This window comes from Kitasatospora sp. SUK 42 (genome assembly GCF_015776785.2).
Classification (GTDB): domain Bacteria; phylum Actinomycetota; class Actinomycetes; order Streptomycetales; family Streptomycetaceae; genus Kitasatospora.
Genome location: NZ_LFMD02000005.1, coordinates 513,722 through 531,087 on the forward strand (window position 1 = coordinate 513,722; position 17,366 = coordinate 531,087).

At 69.9% G+C, this 17,366-nt stretch carries 15 protein-coding genes, 1 pseudogene and 1 CRISPR repeat array; of the genes and pseudogenes, 12 read left to right on the forward strand and 4 right to left on the reverse strand.

The features are described from left to right. The 6 genes and pseudogenes from RZ50_RS20890 to RZ50_RS20910 form a co-directional block, all read left to right on the forward strand. The coding region (locus RZ50_RS20890; RefSeq protein ID WP_217680711.1) for a transposase at nucleotides 1–132 on the forward strand (132 nt) is incomplete at its 5' end. A 104-nt stretch (nucleotides 133–236) separates the two neighbouring features. Continuing rightward, nucleotides 237–1,954: a CRISPR direct-repeat array (repeat unit 29 nt; unit sequence GTCGTGATCAGCCCTGGAGGGCTTGCAAC). A 151-nt stretch (nucleotides 1,955–2,105) separates the two neighbouring features. Beyond that, nucleotides 2,106–2,514 (forward strand): annotated as a pseudogene (locus tag RZ50_RS29375) (helix-turn-helix domain-containing protein); the annotation flags it as partial. Between the two features lie 34 nt (nucleotides 2,515–2,548). Next, on the forward strand, nucleotides 2,549–3,058 hold the full coding sequence (locus RZ50_RS20895; RefSeq protein ID WP_196948974.1) for a polymorphic toxin-type HINT domain-containing protein: 510 nt from the start codon (nucleotides 2,549–2,551) through the stop codon (nucleotides 3,056–3,058). 261 nt (nucleotides 3,059–3,319) lie between these two features. Further along, nucleotides 3,320–4,378: a DUF3710 domain-containing protein gene (locus RZ50_RS20900; protein WP_196948973.1), complete on the forward strand. Its 1,059-nt coding sequence runs from the start codon at nucleotides 3,320–3,322 to the stop codon at nucleotides 4,376–4,378. Between the two features lie 275 nt (nucleotides 4,379–4,653). Further along, complete coding sequence (locus RZ50_RS20905; protein ID WP_196948972.1) at nucleotides 4,654–4,950, forward strand: hypothetical protein; 297 nt, start codon at nucleotides 4,654–4,656, stop codon at nucleotides 4,948–4,950. Beyond that, complete coding sequence (locus RZ50_RS20910) at nucleotides 4,947–5,342, forward strand: hypothetical protein (RefSeq protein WP_196948971.1); 396 nt, start codon at nucleotides 4,947–4,949, stop codon at nucleotides 5,340–5,342. Before RZ50_RS20905 ends, RZ50_RS20910 begins: the two co-directional genes overlap by 4 nt. A 250-nt stretch (nucleotides 5,343–5,592) precedes the next feature. Here RZ50_RS20910 and RZ50_RS20915 read toward each other — a convergent pair whose 3' ends face one another. The 4 genes from RZ50_RS20915 to RZ50_RS20930 form a co-directional block, all read right to left on the reverse strand. Continuing rightward, the gene (locus tag RZ50_RS20915; protein WP_196948970.1) at nucleotides 5,593–6,462 is read right to left on the reverse strand and encodes a site-specific integrase; all 870 of its coding nucleotides are present in this window, start codon (nucleotides 6,460–6,462) and stop codon (nucleotides 5,593–5,595) included. Continuing rightward, a complete protein-coding gene (locus RZ50_RS29380; RefSeq protein ID WP_254802891.1) occupies nucleotides 6,459–6,797 on the reverse strand; it encodes a hypothetical protein in 339 nt (112 codons plus the stop codon). The genes RZ50_RS20915 and RZ50_RS29380 overlap by 4 nt, the downstream gene beginning before the upstream one ends. 771 nt (nucleotides 6,798–7,568) lie before the next feature. Then, a complete protein-coding gene (locus RZ50_RS20925) occupies nucleotides 7,569–8,237 on the reverse strand; it encodes a GntR family transcriptional regulator (RefSeq protein ID WP_196948969.1) in 669 nt (222 codons plus the stop codon). Beyond that, nucleotides 8,234–9,706: a chlorohydrolase family protein gene (locus RZ50_RS20930; RefSeq protein WP_196948968.1), complete on the reverse strand. Its 1,473-nt coding sequence runs from the start codon at nucleotides 9,704–9,706 to the stop codon at nucleotides 8,234–8,236. Before RZ50_RS20930 ends, RZ50_RS20925 begins: the two co-directional genes overlap by 4 nt. Nucleotides 9,707–10,077: 371 nt before the next feature. Here RZ50_RS20930 and RZ50_RS20935 point away from each other — a divergent pair, with 371 nt between their 5' ends. The 6 genes from RZ50_RS20935 (at nucleotide 10,078) to RZ50_RS20960 (ending at nucleotide 17,321) form a co-directional block, all read left to right on the forward strand. Continuing rightward, the gene (locus RZ50_RS20935) at nucleotides 10,078–11,091 is read left to right on the forward strand and encodes an ABC transporter permease (protein ID WP_374199968.1); all 1,014 of its coding nucleotides are present in this window, start codon (nucleotides 10,078–10,080) and stop codon (nucleotides 11,089–11,091) included. Between the two features lie 165 nt (nucleotides 11,092–11,256). After that, nucleotides 11,257–12,975 (forward strand): ABC transporter substrate-binding protein, encoded by a 1,719-nt coding sequence (locus RZ50_RS20940; RefSeq protein ID WP_196948966.1) that lies wholly within the window; start codon nucleotides 11,257–11,259, stop codon nucleotides 12,973–12,975. Nucleotides 12,976–13,065: 90 nt separating this feature from the next. Beyond that, the gene (locus RZ50_RS20945; protein WP_196948965.1) at nucleotides 13,066–14,067 is read left to right on the forward strand and encodes an ABC transporter permease; all 1,002 of its coding nucleotides are present in this window, start codon (nucleotides 13,066–13,068) and stop codon (nucleotides 14,065–14,067) included. Continuing rightward, on the forward strand, nucleotides 14,067–15,080 hold the full coding sequence (locus RZ50_RS20950) for an ABC transporter ATP-binding protein (RefSeq protein ID WP_196948964.1): 1,014 nt from the start codon (nucleotides 14,067–14,069) through the stop codon (nucleotides 15,078–15,080). The genes RZ50_RS20945 and RZ50_RS20950 overlap by 1 nt, the downstream gene beginning before the upstream one ends. Further along, nucleotides 15,077–16,051 (forward strand): ABC transporter ATP-binding protein, encoded by a 975-nt coding sequence (locus tag RZ50_RS20955; protein ID WP_196948963.1) that lies wholly within the window; start codon nucleotides 15,077–15,079, stop codon nucleotides 16,049–16,051. The genes RZ50_RS20950 and RZ50_RS20955 overlap by 4 nt, the downstream gene beginning before the upstream one ends. A gap of 22 nt (nucleotides 16,052–16,073) precedes the next feature. Then, on the forward strand, nucleotides 16,074–17,321 hold the full coding sequence (locus tag RZ50_RS20960; protein ID WP_217680683.1) for an amidohydrolase family protein: 1,248 nt from the start codon (nucleotides 16,074–16,076) through the stop codon (nucleotides 17,319–17,321). Nucleotides 17,322–17,366: the final 45 nt, after the last annotated feature.

A 17,366-nucleotide genomic window follows, 5' to 3' on the forward strand; every position in this document is an offset into this window, starting at 1 on the left:
GACGCCGCTCTCACCCTGCCCTGGCACAACGGCCGCACCGAGGGCGTCAACAACAAGATCAAGCTGCTCAAGCGGCAGACGTACGGCCGCGCCGGACACCGCCTCCTACGCCAGCGCATTCTCCTCAGCTGACACCAGAGCCCAGGGCGATCAACAGCTACGAAAATCTTGTAAGAGCCGAATTCATGACACTCCCCAGCGTCCCCATACGCTCTGACCTTGGGCTTTACCCTCGGGTCGTGATCAGCCCTGGAGGGCTTGCAACATCCCGTACCCGAGGACGTGGGCGCTCACGATCCGGGTCGTGATCAGCCCTGGAGGGCTTGCAACGGCGTCATGCAGGGCGGAAGGTGGCCGCCGCCGCACGTCGTGATCAGCCCTGGAGGGCTTGCAACACGTGGCCAGCCTCGGCGTCCAGACCGGCCAGGTCAGTCGTGATCAGCCCTGGAGGGCTTGCAACCCTTCATCCGGACGGTGAACGCCAGCCGGCCGCCCGGTCGTGATCAGCCCTGGAGGGCTTGCAACCCCTGGTCCTCGTCGTCCCACAGCGGCCCGGCCGCCGTCGTGATCAGCCCTGGAGGGCTTGCAACGCCGTGTCCCCGGTGGGGGAGGGGCGGTTGGGTCGGGTCGTGATCAGCCCTGGAGGGCTTGCAACTTCTCCAACACCAGCGCCACGTGGTAGATACCCTGGTCGTGATCAGCCCTGGAGGGCTTGCAACACCTGCCTGCATGTAGGGGCGCAGGAGTTCTCGCAGGTCGTGATCAGCCCTGGAGGGCTTGCAACGGGATCGGGTCGTAGCCGTGGTCGCAGAGCACATCGGTCGTGATCAGCCCTGGAGGGCTTGCAACCCGTTCGAGGGCGGCCCCCGCTGGATCTGCCCCTCCGGTCGTGATCAGCCCTGGAGGGCTTGCAACGCGCGGCCATGGCCGTGGCAGTGCGCGCACACCCCGTCGTGATCAGCCCTGGAGGGCTTGCAACAGTGGCACCGCAACCCCGACACCGACGTGTGGCAGGTCGTGATCAGCCCTGGAGGGCTTGCAACGTCGCCACGCTGCTGATCACCGCGACCCGGCCGCCGGTCGTGATCAGCCCTGGAGGGCTTGCAACGTGTTGTCGTCCGCGTCCGGGCCGCCCTTCTGCCGGGTCGTGATCAGCCCTGGAGGGCTTGCAACCCGGTGCCGCTCGGCTCCGGCAGGCGTGGAACCGCGTCGTGATCAGCCCTGGAGGGCTTGCAACCGGCCACCGCCAGCTCGATGGCCGCCTGAACCATCAGTCGTGATCAGCCCTGGAGGGCTTGCAACGGCGCAGCTCGACGAAGTGGTACGTCTACCACTGTGCGTCGTGATCAGCCCTGGAGGGCTTGCAACACCACCGTGCGCAGGCGCGCGTACCGGGCGACGGTCGTCGTGATCAGCCCTGGAGGGCTTGCAACACCTCTACAACCCGGAGGCGGACGGCTGGGACCCGGCGTCGTGATCAGCCCTGGAGGGCTTGCAACGCGTGCCGCCGCCCCACACGTACGGGACGCAGACCTGTCGTGATCAGCCCTGGAGGGCTTGCAACGCGGCTACCCGGGTGGCGAGCACGACGGAGGCGGGCCGTGATCAGCCCTGGAGGGCTTGCAACGCCGCCGCGGCACACCCACTGTGGATGCGCAGATCGTGTCGTGATCAGCCCTGGAGGGCTTGCAACATCAGCGTGGCCGCCTACACCTCGGCCGGGAAGACCGGTCCTGATCAGCCCTGGAGGGCTTGCAACGAGCTCCCCGATCCCCAGACCACGCCGGCGCTCCAGTCGTGATCAGCCCCGGAGGGCTTGCAACTGGGCGAGAGCGGCTGGTGGGTCGGCGGCGGGGTGGAGTCGTGATCAGCCCTGGAGGGCTTGCAACTTCGAGCCCGTGTACGTGCTGCCGAGGTTCGCACCCGTCGTGATCAGCCCTGGAGGGCTTGCAACGGCGCCTCCGCGACCCCAGTCACCACGTCCTGCCCGGTCGTGTGTCGGCAACGGGTGAAACGAGGACCACGGACGGCGGATCAAAAGCGGGCCGCTCGGCGATCTCTTGATCATCCTGACTTCAATGCTCGGAGGTCAGGAGGAAGAGAGGGTGATTCGCGTGGAGGACTGGGCCGAGATTCGCCGATTGCATCGGGCGGAGGGGGTTGTCGGCCCGGGCGGTGGCCCGGCAGCTGGGGATCTCTCGCGGCACGGTGTCGCGGGCGCTGGCCTCGGACCGGCCGCCGAAGTACCAGCGGCCGTTGAAGGGCTCGGCAGTCGACGCGGTGGAGCCGGCTGTCCGGGAACTGCTGAAACGGACCCCGACGATGCCGGTCACGGTGATCGCGGAGCGGATCGGCTGGGAACGCGGGCTGACGATCCTGCGTGAACGGGTGCGCGAGCTGCGGCCTGCCTACCTGCCGGTCGACCCGGTCTCCAGAACCGTCTACCAACCCGGCGAGCTCGCGCAGTGCGACCTGTGGTTCCCGCCGGTCGACATCCCGCTCGGCTACGGGCAGTGCGGGCGTCCTCCGGTCCTGGTCATTGGTTCTGATGGCAGACGGCAGCACCAAGCCGATCGGCGACCTCCAGCCGGGCGATGTCGTCACCGCGACCGACCCGCAGACCGGCGAGACCGCCGAGAAGGCGATCACCCACAAGACCGTCACCCCGAACGACTCCCGGTTCACCGACCTCACCCTGGCCAAGGACGACGGGAACGGCACCCCGGGCCCGGAGACCGAGCTCACCTCCACCGCCCACCACCCCTACTGGGACGACACCACCCACCGCTGGACTGCGGCGGAAGACCTCCGGCCCGGAGACCAGCTCACCACCCCGGACCACGGGCACGTCACCGTCGTCTCCGGCCGCACCTACGACACTCCGCCGCAGACGGCCGACAACCTGAGCGTCGACGACCTCCACACCTACTACGTGGTCACCGACGACACCCCGGTGCTCGTGCACAACTGGCCCGCCGGGAGAGGGCGCGGAGGAGGCGCCCGGCCCGACCGACTTCACCCGTCTGCCGGGCACCTGGCCGGAGAAGAAGCCCGGTAGCACGGTCGAGGAGAAGGGGGAGAAGCCCGGCGATGCGACGGCCGAGGAGTTCAAGGACAAGAAGGAAACTTCCGAGAACCGCAAGGACACCGCCGGTAGTCTGACTGGGACCGTGCTGAAGGACACGGGATCCTCACTGCCCGAAGGGAAGGAGCACGCCAGTGTGGGCGGAATCCTCGAACTGGCCATCTCGGTCGTGGCATTCGCCAGCAAGTTTAAGCGGAGCCGAGGCGGGCGGTGACAGAGAAGCGGAGGGCGATCATGGAATTCGGCCCACGGACCGCGAACGGGCGGATGCTGTACGCCTTCACCCGGGGGGATGACGAGGATTACGAGCGCTGGTCCTCCGAACTCCGGCAGGATGCGCAGGAAGGCGAAACCTGGCAAGACCTGCTGGAGGAAGCGTTCCGCCGGATCGTCGAGCGGAGGTTCGGCCGGCCCGTGAAGCTCCGGCAGATCCTCAAGTTCATGGCGCGGAAGCGCCCATGGCCCTTGGAATCGAGCCGAAACTACGTCAAGTACTCAGCGGACAAGGCGGTTTCCGTCATCCTGTGGGCCGCAGGCGACGCCGACGACGGAGCCGTGGCGACGCTCTCGCATCACGAGATCGTCACCTACGAGCTCTACCTGTTCCTGGGCCTCGTCAACGACTTGAAGCTGTCGGACGCAGAACTGATCGGCCTGATCATCGACGTCGAGCGGTTCTCGGCGCACCGCGCGGGACTCCCGTACCCGATGCGCCCCGGCGGCCCCGGCAAGGCGGCCCCCGAGGCGGAGGCCGCCGAGCGCGGGATCACGACCGGGCCGTGGGACGTCACGGAACTGGCCGAGCCCCGACAGGGCCGGCTTGACCTGGGCGGCCTTCTGGTCCCTGTGGTGGAGGGGATGGAGATCCGGCCCTTCCGGCACGGCGGGGTCATCACCTCCGTCGCGCTGGTCGTCGGTGGCATCGAGGTCACGCTCTCGGCGTTCGCCGCAGCCGGGGCTGAGGACCGCTGGGACCGGATCAGGTCCGGTCTGATCCAGAACCCCACGGTGTTGGAACGCGGAAGCCTGTTGGAAGAGGCCTCTGGTCCTGCGGGGCCCGAAGTCTGGCTCCAGTTCCCGTTCGAGGAGGACGGCGTCCGGACGCTCCATCTCCGGCGCGTGCTGGGGGCTGATGGGCCGGGCTGGTTCTGCAAGGCCGACGTCACTGGGGAGGACGTCTTCTCCCCAGCGAACCGTGAGCTGGCGGACCGGCTCTTTGCCGAGGTGGTCGTGGTCCTCGGTTCCGATCCCCGCGCACCCCGCACACCCCTGCCCTTGTCTCTACCGGGGTAGTCACCGCCCGATCACGAGGAACCTGGAAGGCGTACACGCCTTGCGCGCCAGGCGCCCAGGAGACTCGGGTTCAGGTCCTGGTGCGCTCTGAGGCTTGCCGGGGGCAGCGTCCGCGACCACGCCCACGCCTGCCGAAGTTCCGTAGGGCCGCGCGGGAGGTCCAGCCTCCCGCCTGACAGCACTGCGGCCTGGTCGAGGACTCGCTCCTCGGCCAGGCCGCAGTGCTGGCGTACTGTCCGGCAATCTGTTGGACCTTCTTCTATGAATGAGGTGACATGGCGGATATAGAGACCGAGCAGCCGTCCGAGAAGCCCAACGGCCTCCAAGCGATCTGGGCCAATACCCTGGAGCCGACGGCCCCGCTGCCCTGGTACCGCAGGGTGCCCCGCAAGGCCTGGATCGCGGGTGCGGTGGTCGTTTCCCTGTTCACTGCGCTGACCGTGGCGGCCGTGACCGGTACGGGAGCCCTGCGCGCGCACCGGATCGTCCTGGCGGACCGGATCGGCGAGGAGCAGCGGATGCCGGACGATGGGGTGGTCGCGGCGGAGCGGGCCGCCTCCAGAAGAACGTGACCGCGTTGAGCCGCTACCGGGAGGTGTCGGTGGCGGGTTATGGGTCCGCCGGGTCGGACCGCAGCACTCTGCTGGTGGTCGGGATGACCGGGAGCTTCCCCGACGCCCGGGAGGAGCTGGACCGGCAGTTCGGTGCGGTCTGGGGGGCCGAAGTGTCCAGCGAGACTGGTGAGAGCCTGAAAGGCTGCCAGGACTACCCGGCCGGCCCGCTCGGCGGCGCGCTCGACTGTGCGGTCCTGGCAGGGCCGACCGAATCCCGGACCATCTGCATATGGGCGGACGGAACAACGGTCGGCGGCGTCATCGACGGGAGGGGTGACATCCGCCCGGAGGATCTGGCCCAACGCACCCTGGAGATCCGCGCGGCCGTCGAAGTCGAGGTCCAGGACTGACAGTGGTGGTTTCTCCACAGGGCCTGATTCTGCGGCGTGGCCGGACTGGCTGCATGACGCAATCCACGCCGCCGGCCGTCGGGGTCCGTCTCCAGGCTGCCGCGGGGTCGCGGCCTGGGACGGTGAGCGGTGGGGCACTCAAGGGAGCTGGTCGGAGCTACCTTGGGGGTGTGAGGCAAATCAGTCTCGAACTTCCCTTCGCCCCCTGCCTCTCACGCGCCTCTCACGGACTGGGTGTCATGAGGTGTCATCAGGCTTCGTGCATGGTGGGCGAGGTAGGCCCTGACCTGCGGAATTCGGACTGGTGAACAGTAGTCGGACATCCTTTCGACCGCTGGGGGTCAAGGGGTCGCAGGTTCAAATCCTGTCGTCCAGACTGTGAAGTCGGTTGCGAGAACCGGTACTTGGGAAACTGAGTGCCGGTTCTTTTTGTTTCTGTGTCAATTGGTGGTCGCACGGTGGTCACCGGGCCACATCGGCCAGGGCGCGGTTGGTTCCTCTGTTCGGGGCTGCTGGTAGGCGGGTAGTTGCCGGTGCAGGCGCGGGCGCTGGCGCCAGGGGCCTGGGCGCGGCAGACGGGGTGTCCGAGGACGGTGTGGTCGGCGCTGTCGAGGATCCAGGTGACGGCGTCGACGGCCGCGCGGGCGGCGAGTTTGGTGAGGTCGGCGTAGATGTTCGCGGTCGTCGACAGGGTGCGGTGGCGCAGGGTCTTGGAGATGACGGGCAGGGGGACGCCTGCGGCCGTGGCGAAGCCGGCGGTGAGGTGGCGGAGGTCGTGGAAGGCGATGTGGGGGACGCCGGCCTTGTCGCAGAGCAGGTGGAAGCGGTCGAGGACGTTCTTGGGATGCAGGGGGCGGCCGTGGCGGTGGAAGACGTAGCCGCCGGCGGGGGTGATCTCGCCGAAGGCCTGTGAACCCGCCCGGTCTTCGCGGGTGTCGACGACGCGGTCGGACAGGGCGACCCATGTCCTGCTGGCCTTGGTCTTGGGGGCGGTGAGCAGGAGCTGGTTGTTGTCGATGACGGAGAGTGTGGCGCGGACGAAGAGGGTGCGGTCGGGGAGGTGGACGTCGTCCCAGTGCAGGGCGAGGGCTTCGTCTTTGCGGATGCCGGTGCCGATCATGAGTTCGGCGAGGTCTGCGTAGAGGGGGTCGGTGACGTGGGTGAGGCGTAGAAAGCGGGCGGTCTGTTCCTCGGTCCACAGGTGTCTGGGGGCGGAGGCGGGCGGGGCAGGAGCGGGGGTTTGGCGGGGTTGCGGGCGAGGCGGCCATTGTGGACGGCGGTGCTGAGGGCGCTGGAGAGGGTGGCCGTGATCCGGTAGACGGTGACCTGGCCGCGGCCCCGGCGCAGCTGGGTGGTGACGAAGGCGGCCAGGTGCTGGCGGGTGAGGTTGACCAGGGGGATGGCGCCGAGGGCGGGGATCAGGTCCTGTTCGGTGTAGGTGCGGTAGCGGGCCATGGTGGTGGGTTTGAGGCGCAGCTCCTTCTCGTTCAGCCAGTCCTTCAGGTAGTCGGCGGTGCGCTGCCGGGGGTCGGTGATGACGCACAGGGCCAGGCCCTCGTTGAAGCGCCGCAGTGGGATGCTGGCGCGGAGTTCGTCGGGGAAGCCGGCGCGGCGGACGGTGCGGCGGTGGCCGTCGACGGGCGGGGTGTCACGGCGAAGGCCCAGGTGCCGTGGTGCGGGTCTGCGGTGAGGTGCGGGCAGGCGGTGCCGAGCTGGTGGCGGTGGTCGTCGCGGCAGCCGCAGCGTCGGTAGACGCGTCCCCGGTTCTGGTCGTCTGAGGGGGTGGGTGAGCAGCGCATGGTGATCGCCTCGAAGGGTCGAGCGCGCCGGTCTTCTCCCTTCCAGTGCGCGCGAGCGGCGACCACCGTGCGACCACCAGGCAGGAAAAGGTCGGTTGACCCGGGGTTCTCCCTTGGCCAGTGGCCAAGGGAGAACCCGCCGGTTGCCGGGCTGGGCGGCGTGTGCCGGCGCCCGGCGCTCGGTCAGACGAGCTGGGTGCGGTGGGCGGCGGCTTCGCGGACGAGCTGGGCGAAGCGTCGACTCCGTTCGGGGTGGCGTGCCGGGCTCGCGTGGGCCGTCTCGCTCGGGCCGGTCTGATGAAAGCCACGGGCGGACGGCCGGCTGTCGGGCTCAGGGCGGCTACGTTTTTGCGCTGCCTCCGGAGCGGCGCGACCGCCGGACCGTCCCGTGGCTCGGGGAGGACCTCCGGGCATCGCGGGAACCGGGCTAGGCGGGCGGGAGCACCTCCGAGAGTGCCTGCAGGACCGGTTCGCGGCGGATGTCGATGTGGGCGTAGGCGAGCGCTTCGGCGAGTTGGGGGCGTCCGGAGTAGATCACGCGGCAGATCTCCCGGTGCTCCTCGCAGTGCAGATGCGGGCCCGCCTCGGTGGAGGTGAGGCGGAACAGCCAGTGCATGAGGCCGAGGGAGGGTTGGAGGGAGGCCTGCAGCAGCCGGTTGCCGGTCATGGTGATGATCTCGGCGTGGAAGGCGGTGTTGGCGGCGGCGATGCCGGCGGCGTCGCCGCGCCGTGTCGCCTCCTCGGCCCGGTCCATGATCTGCTGCAGCTCGGGAGGGCGGTGTCCCTGGGCGCAGCGCTCGGTGGCCCGGCGTGCGGCGAACACCTCCAGGCTCAGACGCAGGTCGAACAGCTCGTCCACGTCCCGGAGGGTCAGCTGGCGTACGGTGGCGCCGCGTCGCGGCTCGGTGACGACGAGGCCCTCCGCGGCGAGCCGCACGAGTGCCTCGCGCACCGGGATGCGGGAGACGCCGAGGGTCTCGGAGAGCTCGCGCTCCCGCAGCCGGGATCCCTGCGGATAGCTGCCGGAGTGGATCCCGGCCCGGATGGACGCCTCGGCACGGTCCACGTGCGTCGAGGTGGTGGGTTCGGCGGTCATGCCTGGATTCGGAAGTCGGGGAAGGTGGGCGGGAAGAGGGTGTCGGCGTCGCGGCGCATGACGTCCCGTTCGCCGTAGGCCGCCCGCATCTTATCGAAGAGGCCCTGGGCCTGCCGCCGGAGGGCCGGGAGGTCGATGCCGGGGAGCGCGCGGTCCACGAGGACCGGCCGGCCCGCGACGACGGAGTGGGTGGCCTGCCGGGCGGTGCCGCTGAGGAGGAAGGTGCGTACGGGGTCGTCCTGGACGCCGTCGCGGATGTCTCCGAGGTCGAAGGCGACGAGGTCGGCCTGTGCGCCGGGCTCAAGCCGTCCCAGGTCGGCGCGGCCCAGCGCGCGGGCGCCGCCGAGGGTCGCGGCCTCGACGTAGTGCTCGGCCGGGGCCGCGTCGAACCGGTCGTCGACGATCTTCGCGAGGTGTACGCCGACGTCCATCCCGCGGACCAGGTCGGGCGGGAAGGAGTCGCTGCCGAGGCAGAGGTTCACGCCGGCCGCCCGGTACGCGCCGAAGGAGTGCAGGACCGACCCGTAGCGCAGGGACGTCAGCGGGCAGTGCACGACGGACACGCCGGCCCGGGCCAGCCGTTCCAGATCGCCGCGGTCCTCGCCGTGTACGGACGGATGGCGGTCGACGAGCACGGTGTGGGGGATGAGCAGCCTGGTTCCGAACAGGCCGGTGTCCTCGATGAGTTGGATGGGCGTCGTGCCGTGCAGACGCTCGACCACGTCGCGTTCCAGGGCGCCCTGCAGGGCGTGCAGCCGCACCAGGACGTCGCGGCGCTTCGCGATGTCCGCCGTCTCGCGGAGCAGTTCCGCGGTCAGGGTCTCGATGCGGCACGGCAGCAGGACGCCGGTGAGCAGCGGGTCCGCGAGCCGGTCGAGGTGGTCGAGGAAGCGGACGGCGTCCCGGAGGCCGGCGCGGCCCCGTTCCTCGTCGAAGGCCACGTCCCGGCCGCCGTCCGGCAGCGCCACGTTGACGCCGGAGCGGTAGGCGGGCCCGAGGTAGCCGCGCAGCCCGATGCGGCGCGAGGTTTCGGCCATCGCCACGAGCTCGTCGTACGGCTCGGCCCAGGAGCTGTGCACCTCGGAGGCGATCGGCATGTAGGTGGTGATGCCGTGCAGGGCCAGCTGCGCCAGGGCGTACTCGCGCACGATGCGCCGCTCGTCGGGGGTGAAGACGTCGTGGCGGCGGTGGCCGAAGTAGTCCTGGGACCACTGCAGCCCGCCGCCCATGGCGGGGCCGTGCCAGGAGTCGAGGACGAGGTGGTCGATGTCGGTGAGCGCGTCCAGGTCGATCAGACCGGGCATGACGAGCGAGTCGCCGAGGTCCACCTCGGTGTCGACCGGGCCTTCGTAGCGCCCGCCGACATGGACGATGACGTCGTTCTCCCACACCACCTCCCCGTCGCGCAGCAGCGCGTGGCCGCCGTTCTGGTGGGCGAGTACGTGACGGGCGCGCCAACGCGTGCGCATGTGACCTCCTGAAGGCTGTCGGACACGGACAACCTAGAGGCTGGCATACCAAACGAGGAAGAGGCCGGTTCCCGGTGTTCTGATCGTGAGACGGAGCGCACCGTGTTCCGGCTTGGCCAGCCGTTCGGCCAGGTCTGCTATTTCCACAGGTCAAAGTGCATATTGGTGACCGTTTCGGGGAGTGGTGGAGGCCTAAATCGGCACGCCGCAGGATTTTTCGGTCGCGTCAGGTCTGGTGGCGGCTCCGAATTTCGGTATACCGTCCGGGGCACCCCACCCCCCTTGAGCGCCGGAGGACCGACGTGTTGGATCCGCATGTGCCGCCGAGCCGGACGCCCCGTGCCGACCCGTCGGTGCCCACTGCCGAGCAGGTGGCCACGCTCTCCCCGCCGTCCGCCACGACGCCCCCGGCACCCTCCTCCGCCGCCGAGCCGGCCGGCGCCCGCACCCTCCTGGGCACGGCCTGGCTGCGCATCCGGCGCAGCCGCGTCGCCGTCGGCTCGCTGGTCGTGGTGGCCCTGATCGTGCTGTTCGCGATCCTGGCCCCGGTGCTGTCGGCCATCGAGGGCCAGGACCCGTACACCTCCCTGACCGGGCCCGACTACCTCGACGGGGTCGACACCCCGGGCCTGCCGCTGTCGTACTACCGGTACCCGTCCACGGACCACTGGCTGGGCCTCGAACCGGGCCTGGGACGCGACATCTTCGCGCGGATGGCCTACGGCGCCCGGATCTCGCTGGTCATCGCGCTGCTGTCCACGATGGTGTCGGTGTTCCTCGGCACCGTGATCGGAGCGGCCGCCGGGTACTTCGGCGGCAAGGTCGACATGGTGATCAGCCGGGTGATGGACCTGTTCCTGGCCTTCCCGCACCTGCTGCTCGTCCTGTCCCTGACCCCGATCCTGCAGTCCCGCCTCGGCGGCACCGCGCTCGACTCCGGAAGCCTGCTGCCGGTGGCCTCACTGGTGATCATCCTGGGCTTCTTCGGCTGGGCGTACCTGGCCCGCGTGGTGCGCGGACAGGTGCTGTCCCTCCGGGAGCAGGAGTTCGTGGAGGCCGCCCGAGCCTACGGCGCGTCCCGGCGCAGCATCATCTTCCGGCAGATCATCCCGAACGTGATGGGTGTCGTGCTGGTCTACGCGACCATGCTGATCCCCACCAACATCACCGCGGAAGCGGCGCTGTCCTTCCTGGGCGTCGGCGTCAAGGACCCCACGCCCTCGTGGGGGCAGATCCTCAACGCGGCCCAGGCCGGCAACTGGTACCTGTCCGACCCGTGGTTCCTGGCCGTCCCGGCGGGCGCCCTCGTGATCACGGTGTTGGCCTTCAACCTGCTCGGCGACGCCGTCCGTGACGCGCTGGACCCGAAGTCCTCCCGCCACTGAACCCTCGTCCCACCCGCTGTCCCACCCGCTGTCCCACCCGCTGTCCCGCCCGCTGTCCCCCCCCCGTTTCGAGCCCCTTCCGGCTTCGAGCCCTCATGCGCTTGGAGCCCCCACTCGTGGCGTTCGACGCCCCTCCCACCCTCACCCACCCACGAGGAGCCCCCAGTGCAACGACGTACCGCAGCCGCAGTCGCCCTGTCCCTGACCACCGCGATGGCCCTGACCGCCTGCAGCGGCAGCAAGCCCGCCCCCGGCGCCGGAGCCAAGAGCGGAACCGGCACCTTCGACCCCGTGTACGTCGGCAAGGGCTTCAGCACCAAGGGCGGCAACGTCAACGTCCTGATGTCCACGGACTTCCAGACGCTGGACCCCGGCAACAGCAACTACGTGCAGACCGCCAACGTGGGCCAGCTCTACTACCGCACGCTGACCATGGCCAAGGAGACGGCGGGAGCGCCGCCCACGATCGTGCCGGACCTCGCCACCGACCTCGGCACCCACTCCGAGGACGGCCTGACCTGGACGTACACCTTGCGCGAGGGGCTGAAGTTCGAGGACGGCACCCCGATCACCAGCAAGGACATCAAGTACGGCGTCGAGCGCACCTACGCACGCGACGTCTACACCCAGGCGCCGCAGGAGCTGAACTCCGTGCTCTCCGACGACACCTACAAGGGCCCCTACAACGGCGGCGACTTCAAGGGCATCGACACCCCGGACGACCGCACGGTCGTCTTCCACCTCAAGCAGCCCTTCGCCGAGTTCCCGGCGCTGGTCTCGCGGTCGAACACGGCGCCGGTGCCCAGGGGCGCGGACACCAAGCTGGACTACACCAACCACCCCGTCTCCTCCGGCCCGTACAAGATCAAGTCCTACCAGCGCGGCCGGGCGATGCAGCTCGTCCGCAACGAGCAGTGGGATCCCGCCACCGACCCCAACCGGCCGGCCCTGCCGGACACGTTCACCTTCAGCCTCTCCACCGCACAGGCCACCATCAGCCAGCAGCTGATCGCCGACTCCGACCCGACGGCCGTCACCCTGGACAGCAACGGCGGCCTCCAGGTCTCCGACGCCGCGCAGCTCAACACACCCGAGGTGAAGAAGCGCACCGCCGCCGGCCTGCTCGGCTGCACCGACGTCCTGGACCTCAACACCCAGACGATCACCGACCCGCAGGTCCGCAAGGCCATCGCCCTGTCCATCGACCGCAGCGCCATGCACCTGCAGTACGGCGGCACCCGGTTCGGCGCGCTCGCCCAGTCCTACATCAACCCGGCGCAGCGCGGCTACGTTGAGCAGCACACCGCCCTGGACCCGTCCGGCAAGCCGAACCCGGACGAGGCCAAGAAGCTGCTGGAGGGCAAGACCTACCCCAAGAAGCTGGTGTACGGCTACGCCGACAGCAGCCCCCGTTACAAGAACATCGGCACGACCCTGCAGCAGAACCTCAAGCAGCTCGGCATCGACCTGGAGCTGCGCCCCATCCCGGCGGCCAACTACTTCACCACCCTGGCGGGCGACCAGATGCCCGACATCGCCCGCAGCGGCTGGTGCGGCGGCGCCGACAGCGGCTCGGTCCGCACCACGATCGACCCGAACCTCGGCCCGAGCGTGGACGGCACGACCTACGGCTTCTCCAACGTCCCGCGCTACTACGACCCGGAGGTCTCCCGGGCCATGTACGAGCTGCGGGGCGCCAACGGCACCAGTGAGGAGCTGGGCAAGAAGTGGGCGACCCTGTTCGACCGCGCCATGCAGGACTACCCGCTGGTCCCGCTCGTGCGCACCTACACCAACAGCGTCGTCGGCTCGAAGGTCCGCGGCGCGCAGGTGGGCTACTTCTTCGGCGGCATCGACCTGTCGACCGTCGGCGTCGAACGCTGACGACCACCCCGCCACCCGACGCGACCACCCGCCTTCGCAGCCCATGAGAGGTACCACGGTGAGTTCCCTGCGAGCCGACAGGCCACACCCATGACCGGATTCCTGCTGCGGCGTTCCGCCGCGATGATCGCCCTGCTGCTCGTCATCAGCTTCGTGACGTTCAGCCTGTTCCAGCTCGGTCCCGCCGACCCGGCCGCGGCGGCCTGCGGCCAGGAGTGCACCCCGGCCCGCGTGGCCGAGGCCCGGGTCGCCCTCGGGATGGACAAGCCGTTCCTCACCCAGTACGCCGACTACATGTCCGGCCTGCTGCACGGCCGGATGATCGGCGCCCCCGGCACCGAGACGCTCTGCGAATGGCCGTGCCTCGGCAAGTCGTTCCAGACCAACGAGGACGTCACGGCCGTCCTCGAACGGGCCCTGCCGTACACGCTCTCCGTGGCGGGCGGCGCGATCGTCCTGTGGACCGTGGTCGGCGTGGGCCTGGGCCTGCTCGCCGCGCTGCGCAAGGGCCGGTTCACCGACAAGCTGATCGTGGGTGCCGCCTCGGTCGGTGTGTCCCTGCCCATCCCGGTGACGGGGCTGTTGCTGCTGCTGGTCTTCGTCAGCACGCTGGACGTGCTGCCGTTCACCACCAACGCCATCTCCTCGCCGTTCGGCGCCGCCGGCCCGGGCGCCTGGTTCCTCAACTACCTGCTGCCGTGGGTGGCGTTGGCCGTGCTGTTCAGCGCGCAGTACATCCGTGTCACCCGGAGCAGCATGCTGGAGACCTTCGGCGAGGACTTCATGCGCACGGCGCGCTCCAAGGGCCTGGCGCGGCGCGGCATCGTCCTGCGCCACGGCGCGCGGGCCGGCCTCACCCCCATCGTCACCATGCTCGGACTGGACATCGGACTGCTCCTCGGCGGCGCCGTCCTCACCGAGCAGATCTTCTCCGTCCCCGGGGTCGGATTCACCGCGGTGCACGCCGCACAGTCCGGCGACCTGCCCGTGATCATGGCCATCACGATGGTGGCCGCGTTCTTCATCATCGTCTCCAACGTGGTCGTCGACGCCGTCTACGCGGTCATCGACCCGCGAGTGAGGGCTGCCTGATGACCACACCACACGCCGCGCCCCTGCTGGACATCCGCGATCTGCGGGTGAGTTTCCCGACCGACGACGGCCTCGTCCACGCGGTCAACGGGATGGACCTGAGGCTGTCGCGCGGGGAGACCGTCGGGATCGTCGGTGAGTCCGGTTCCGGCAAGACCGTCACGAGCCAGGCGCTCATGGGCCTGCTCAAGGACACCTCGGCCGTCGTCACCGGGCAGATCCTGCTCGACGGGCAGGACCTCAACGCGCTGACCGAGGCGCAGATGCGCGCCTACCGGGGCAAGAAGATCGCGATGATCTTCCAGGACCCGCTGTCCGCGATGCACCCCTTCTATCCGGTCGGCGTGCAGATCGCCGAGGCCTACCGGGTGCACAACACCGTGACCAGGAAGGCCGCGGCGGCCGCCGCCGTCGACATGCTCGGCCGGGTCGGCATCCCCGACCCGAGGAGGCGCTACGACGCCTATCCGCACGAGTTCTCCGGCGGCATGCGCCAACGCGCGATGATCGCCATGGCCCTGGTCTGCGAACCGGAGCTGCTGATCGCCGACGAGCCCACCACCGCCCTGGACGTCACCGTGCAGGCGCAGATCCTCGACCTGCTCAGCGAGCTGCAGGCGGAGACCGGCACCGCGGTGATCATGGTGACCCACGACCTCGGTGTGGTCGCCGAGGTGTGCCACCAGGTCGTGGTGATGTACGGCGGGCTCTGCGTCGAGCGGGCCACCGTCGCCGACCTGTTCAAGGAGCCCCGGCACCCCTACACCCAGGGCCTGCTGGACTCCATGCCGTCGCTGACGGGCACCGGCGAGCGGCTGCGTCCGATCCCGGGATTCCCGCCCTCGCTCCTGGCCCTGCCCGAAGGCTGCCTGTTCGCCGACCGGTGCCCCCACACCGGCCTCGTCCCCGATGGTGCCTGCCACACCCGCCGGCCGGAGCTGGCCGGCCCCGGGACGCACCCGTCGCGCTGCCACCTGACCCGCCCGCAACCGGCCCGAGAGGTGGCCCGATGACGCAGTTGCTCGAAGTGACCGACCTGACGAAGCACTTCCCGGTCCGCTCCGGAGCCTTCCGTTCCGGCGTCGGCGTCAAGGCCGTCGACCGCGTCAGCTTCTCGGTCGACGCCGGCCAGACCCTCGGCCTGGTGGGGGAGTCGGGCTGCGGCAAGTCCACCACCGGACGCATGCTCATGCGGCTCCTGCAGCCCACCTCCGGCAGCATCCGGCTGGACGGCCGCGAGATCTCCGAGCTGCGCCGCTCCGACCTCCAGGAGTATCGGCGGCAGGTGCAGATGGTCTTCCAGAACCCGTCCTCCTCGCTCAACCCGCGCCAGTCCGTGGGCAGCGCGATCGCCGCCCCCCTGCTGGCCCAGCGGATCACGCCGCGCGGCGGCGTCAAGGCGGCCGTGCGGGACCTGATGGACCGGGTCGGGCTGCGTCCCGACCACTACAACCGGTTCCCGCACGAGTTCTCCGGCGGCCAGAAGCAGCGCGTGGGCATCGCCCGGGCGCTCGCCCTGAACCCGCGGCTGATCATCTGCGACGAACCGGTCTCCGCACTGGACGTGTCCGTGCAGGCCCAGGTGATCAACCTGCTGGAGGACATCCAGCGGGACACCGGCGTCGCCTACGTGTTCATCGCCCACGACCTGTCCGTGGTCAAGCACTTCGCCCACCGCGTCGCCGTGATGTACCTGGGCCGGATCATGGAGCACGGGGAGACCCGCGAGGTGTTCGACACCCCCCGGCACCCCTACACCCAGGCGCTGCTGTCGGCGGTGCCGAAGGCGGACCCGGCCGCGGACCGCAGCGGGCGCATCCGGCTGACCGGCGACCTGCCCAGCCCCACCGACCCGCCCTCCGGCTGCGTGTTCCGCTCGCGCTGCCAGTTGCGGCCGCGCCTCGACCCCGAACGCGCCGCCCTGTGCGCCGACAGCGTGCCGGGCGGCACCATCGCCTGCCACCACCACACCACAGGAATGTGACCACAGAAAGGTGACGACAACCGTGCTGATCCGTAACGTCCGCCCTTGGGGCGGCGAGCCCAGCGACGTGGAAATCTCCGGCTCCCGCATCGCCGGGATCCGCCCGTACGACCCCGCGGCCGACACGGTCGCCGCGGACCCCGCGGTCTCTTCGGTCCCTGCCGCGGGGGAGGTGGTGGAGGGCCGCGGCAGGCTGCTGCTGCCGTCGTTCAGCGACGTGCACGTCCACCTCGACTCGACCAGGATCGGCCTGCCGTTCAGGCCGCACACCGGAGGCCCGGGGGTGTGGACGATGACGATGAACGACCGGGACAACTGGCGCTCGGCCGAGGTGCCGCTCACCGAACGCGTCGCCGGCACGCTGGAGCGGATGATCGCCCACGGGACGACGCGGGTGCGCTCGTACGCGCAGGTCGACGTGGACTGCAAGCTGGAGAAGTTCGAGGCCGTGGTGGCCGCGAAGGAGAAGTTCGCGGGCCGGGCCGACGTCCAGATCATGACCTTCCCGCAGGCCGGCATCCTGCGCGAGGAGGGCACCGTCGACTACCTGGAGGCCTCGTTGAAGGCGGGCGCGGAGGTCATGGGCGGCATCGACCCCTGCACCCTGGACCGCGATCCCAGGAAGCACCTGGACATCGTGTTCGGCCTGGCCGAGAAGTACCAGGTCGAGGTCGACATCCACCTGCACGAGCCCGGCCACCTGGGCGTGTTCTCCACCGACCTGGTCATCGAGCGCACCCGGGCCCTCGGCATGCAGGGCAAGGTCACGATGTCGCACGCCTACGAACTCGGCTCGGTCGGCGAGTCCGTCAGCCGCCGCATCATCGACGAGTTCGCCGAACTCGACATCGCCATGGCCACCGTGGCGCCGTCCGGCCGCGGACACCTGTCGCTGGTTGACCTGGTGGAGGCGGGCGTGCGGATCGGCCTCGGCGAGGACGGCCAGCGCGACTACTGGAGCCCCTACGGCAACTGCGACATGCTCGACCGCACCTGGCAGCTGGCCTTCGTCAACAACTTCCGGCGCGACGACCTGGTCGAGATGTCCCTGGCGGTCGCGACCCTCGGCGGTGCCTCGATCATGGCCCACGAGGTGCCCCGCCTGAAGGGGACCACGGACCGGCCCGGCCTCGCGGTCGGCGACCGTGCCGACCTCCTGCTGGTCGACGGCGAGACCCCGACCAGCGCGGTCATGGACCGCGGCACCGACCGCACGGTCCTCCACGACGGGGTGGTCGTCGCGGACCAGCTGTCCTTGACGAACGCCTGACCGGCGGGGGCCACGGCCTCCCCGAGGCGTGTCCGGCCCGGCCCG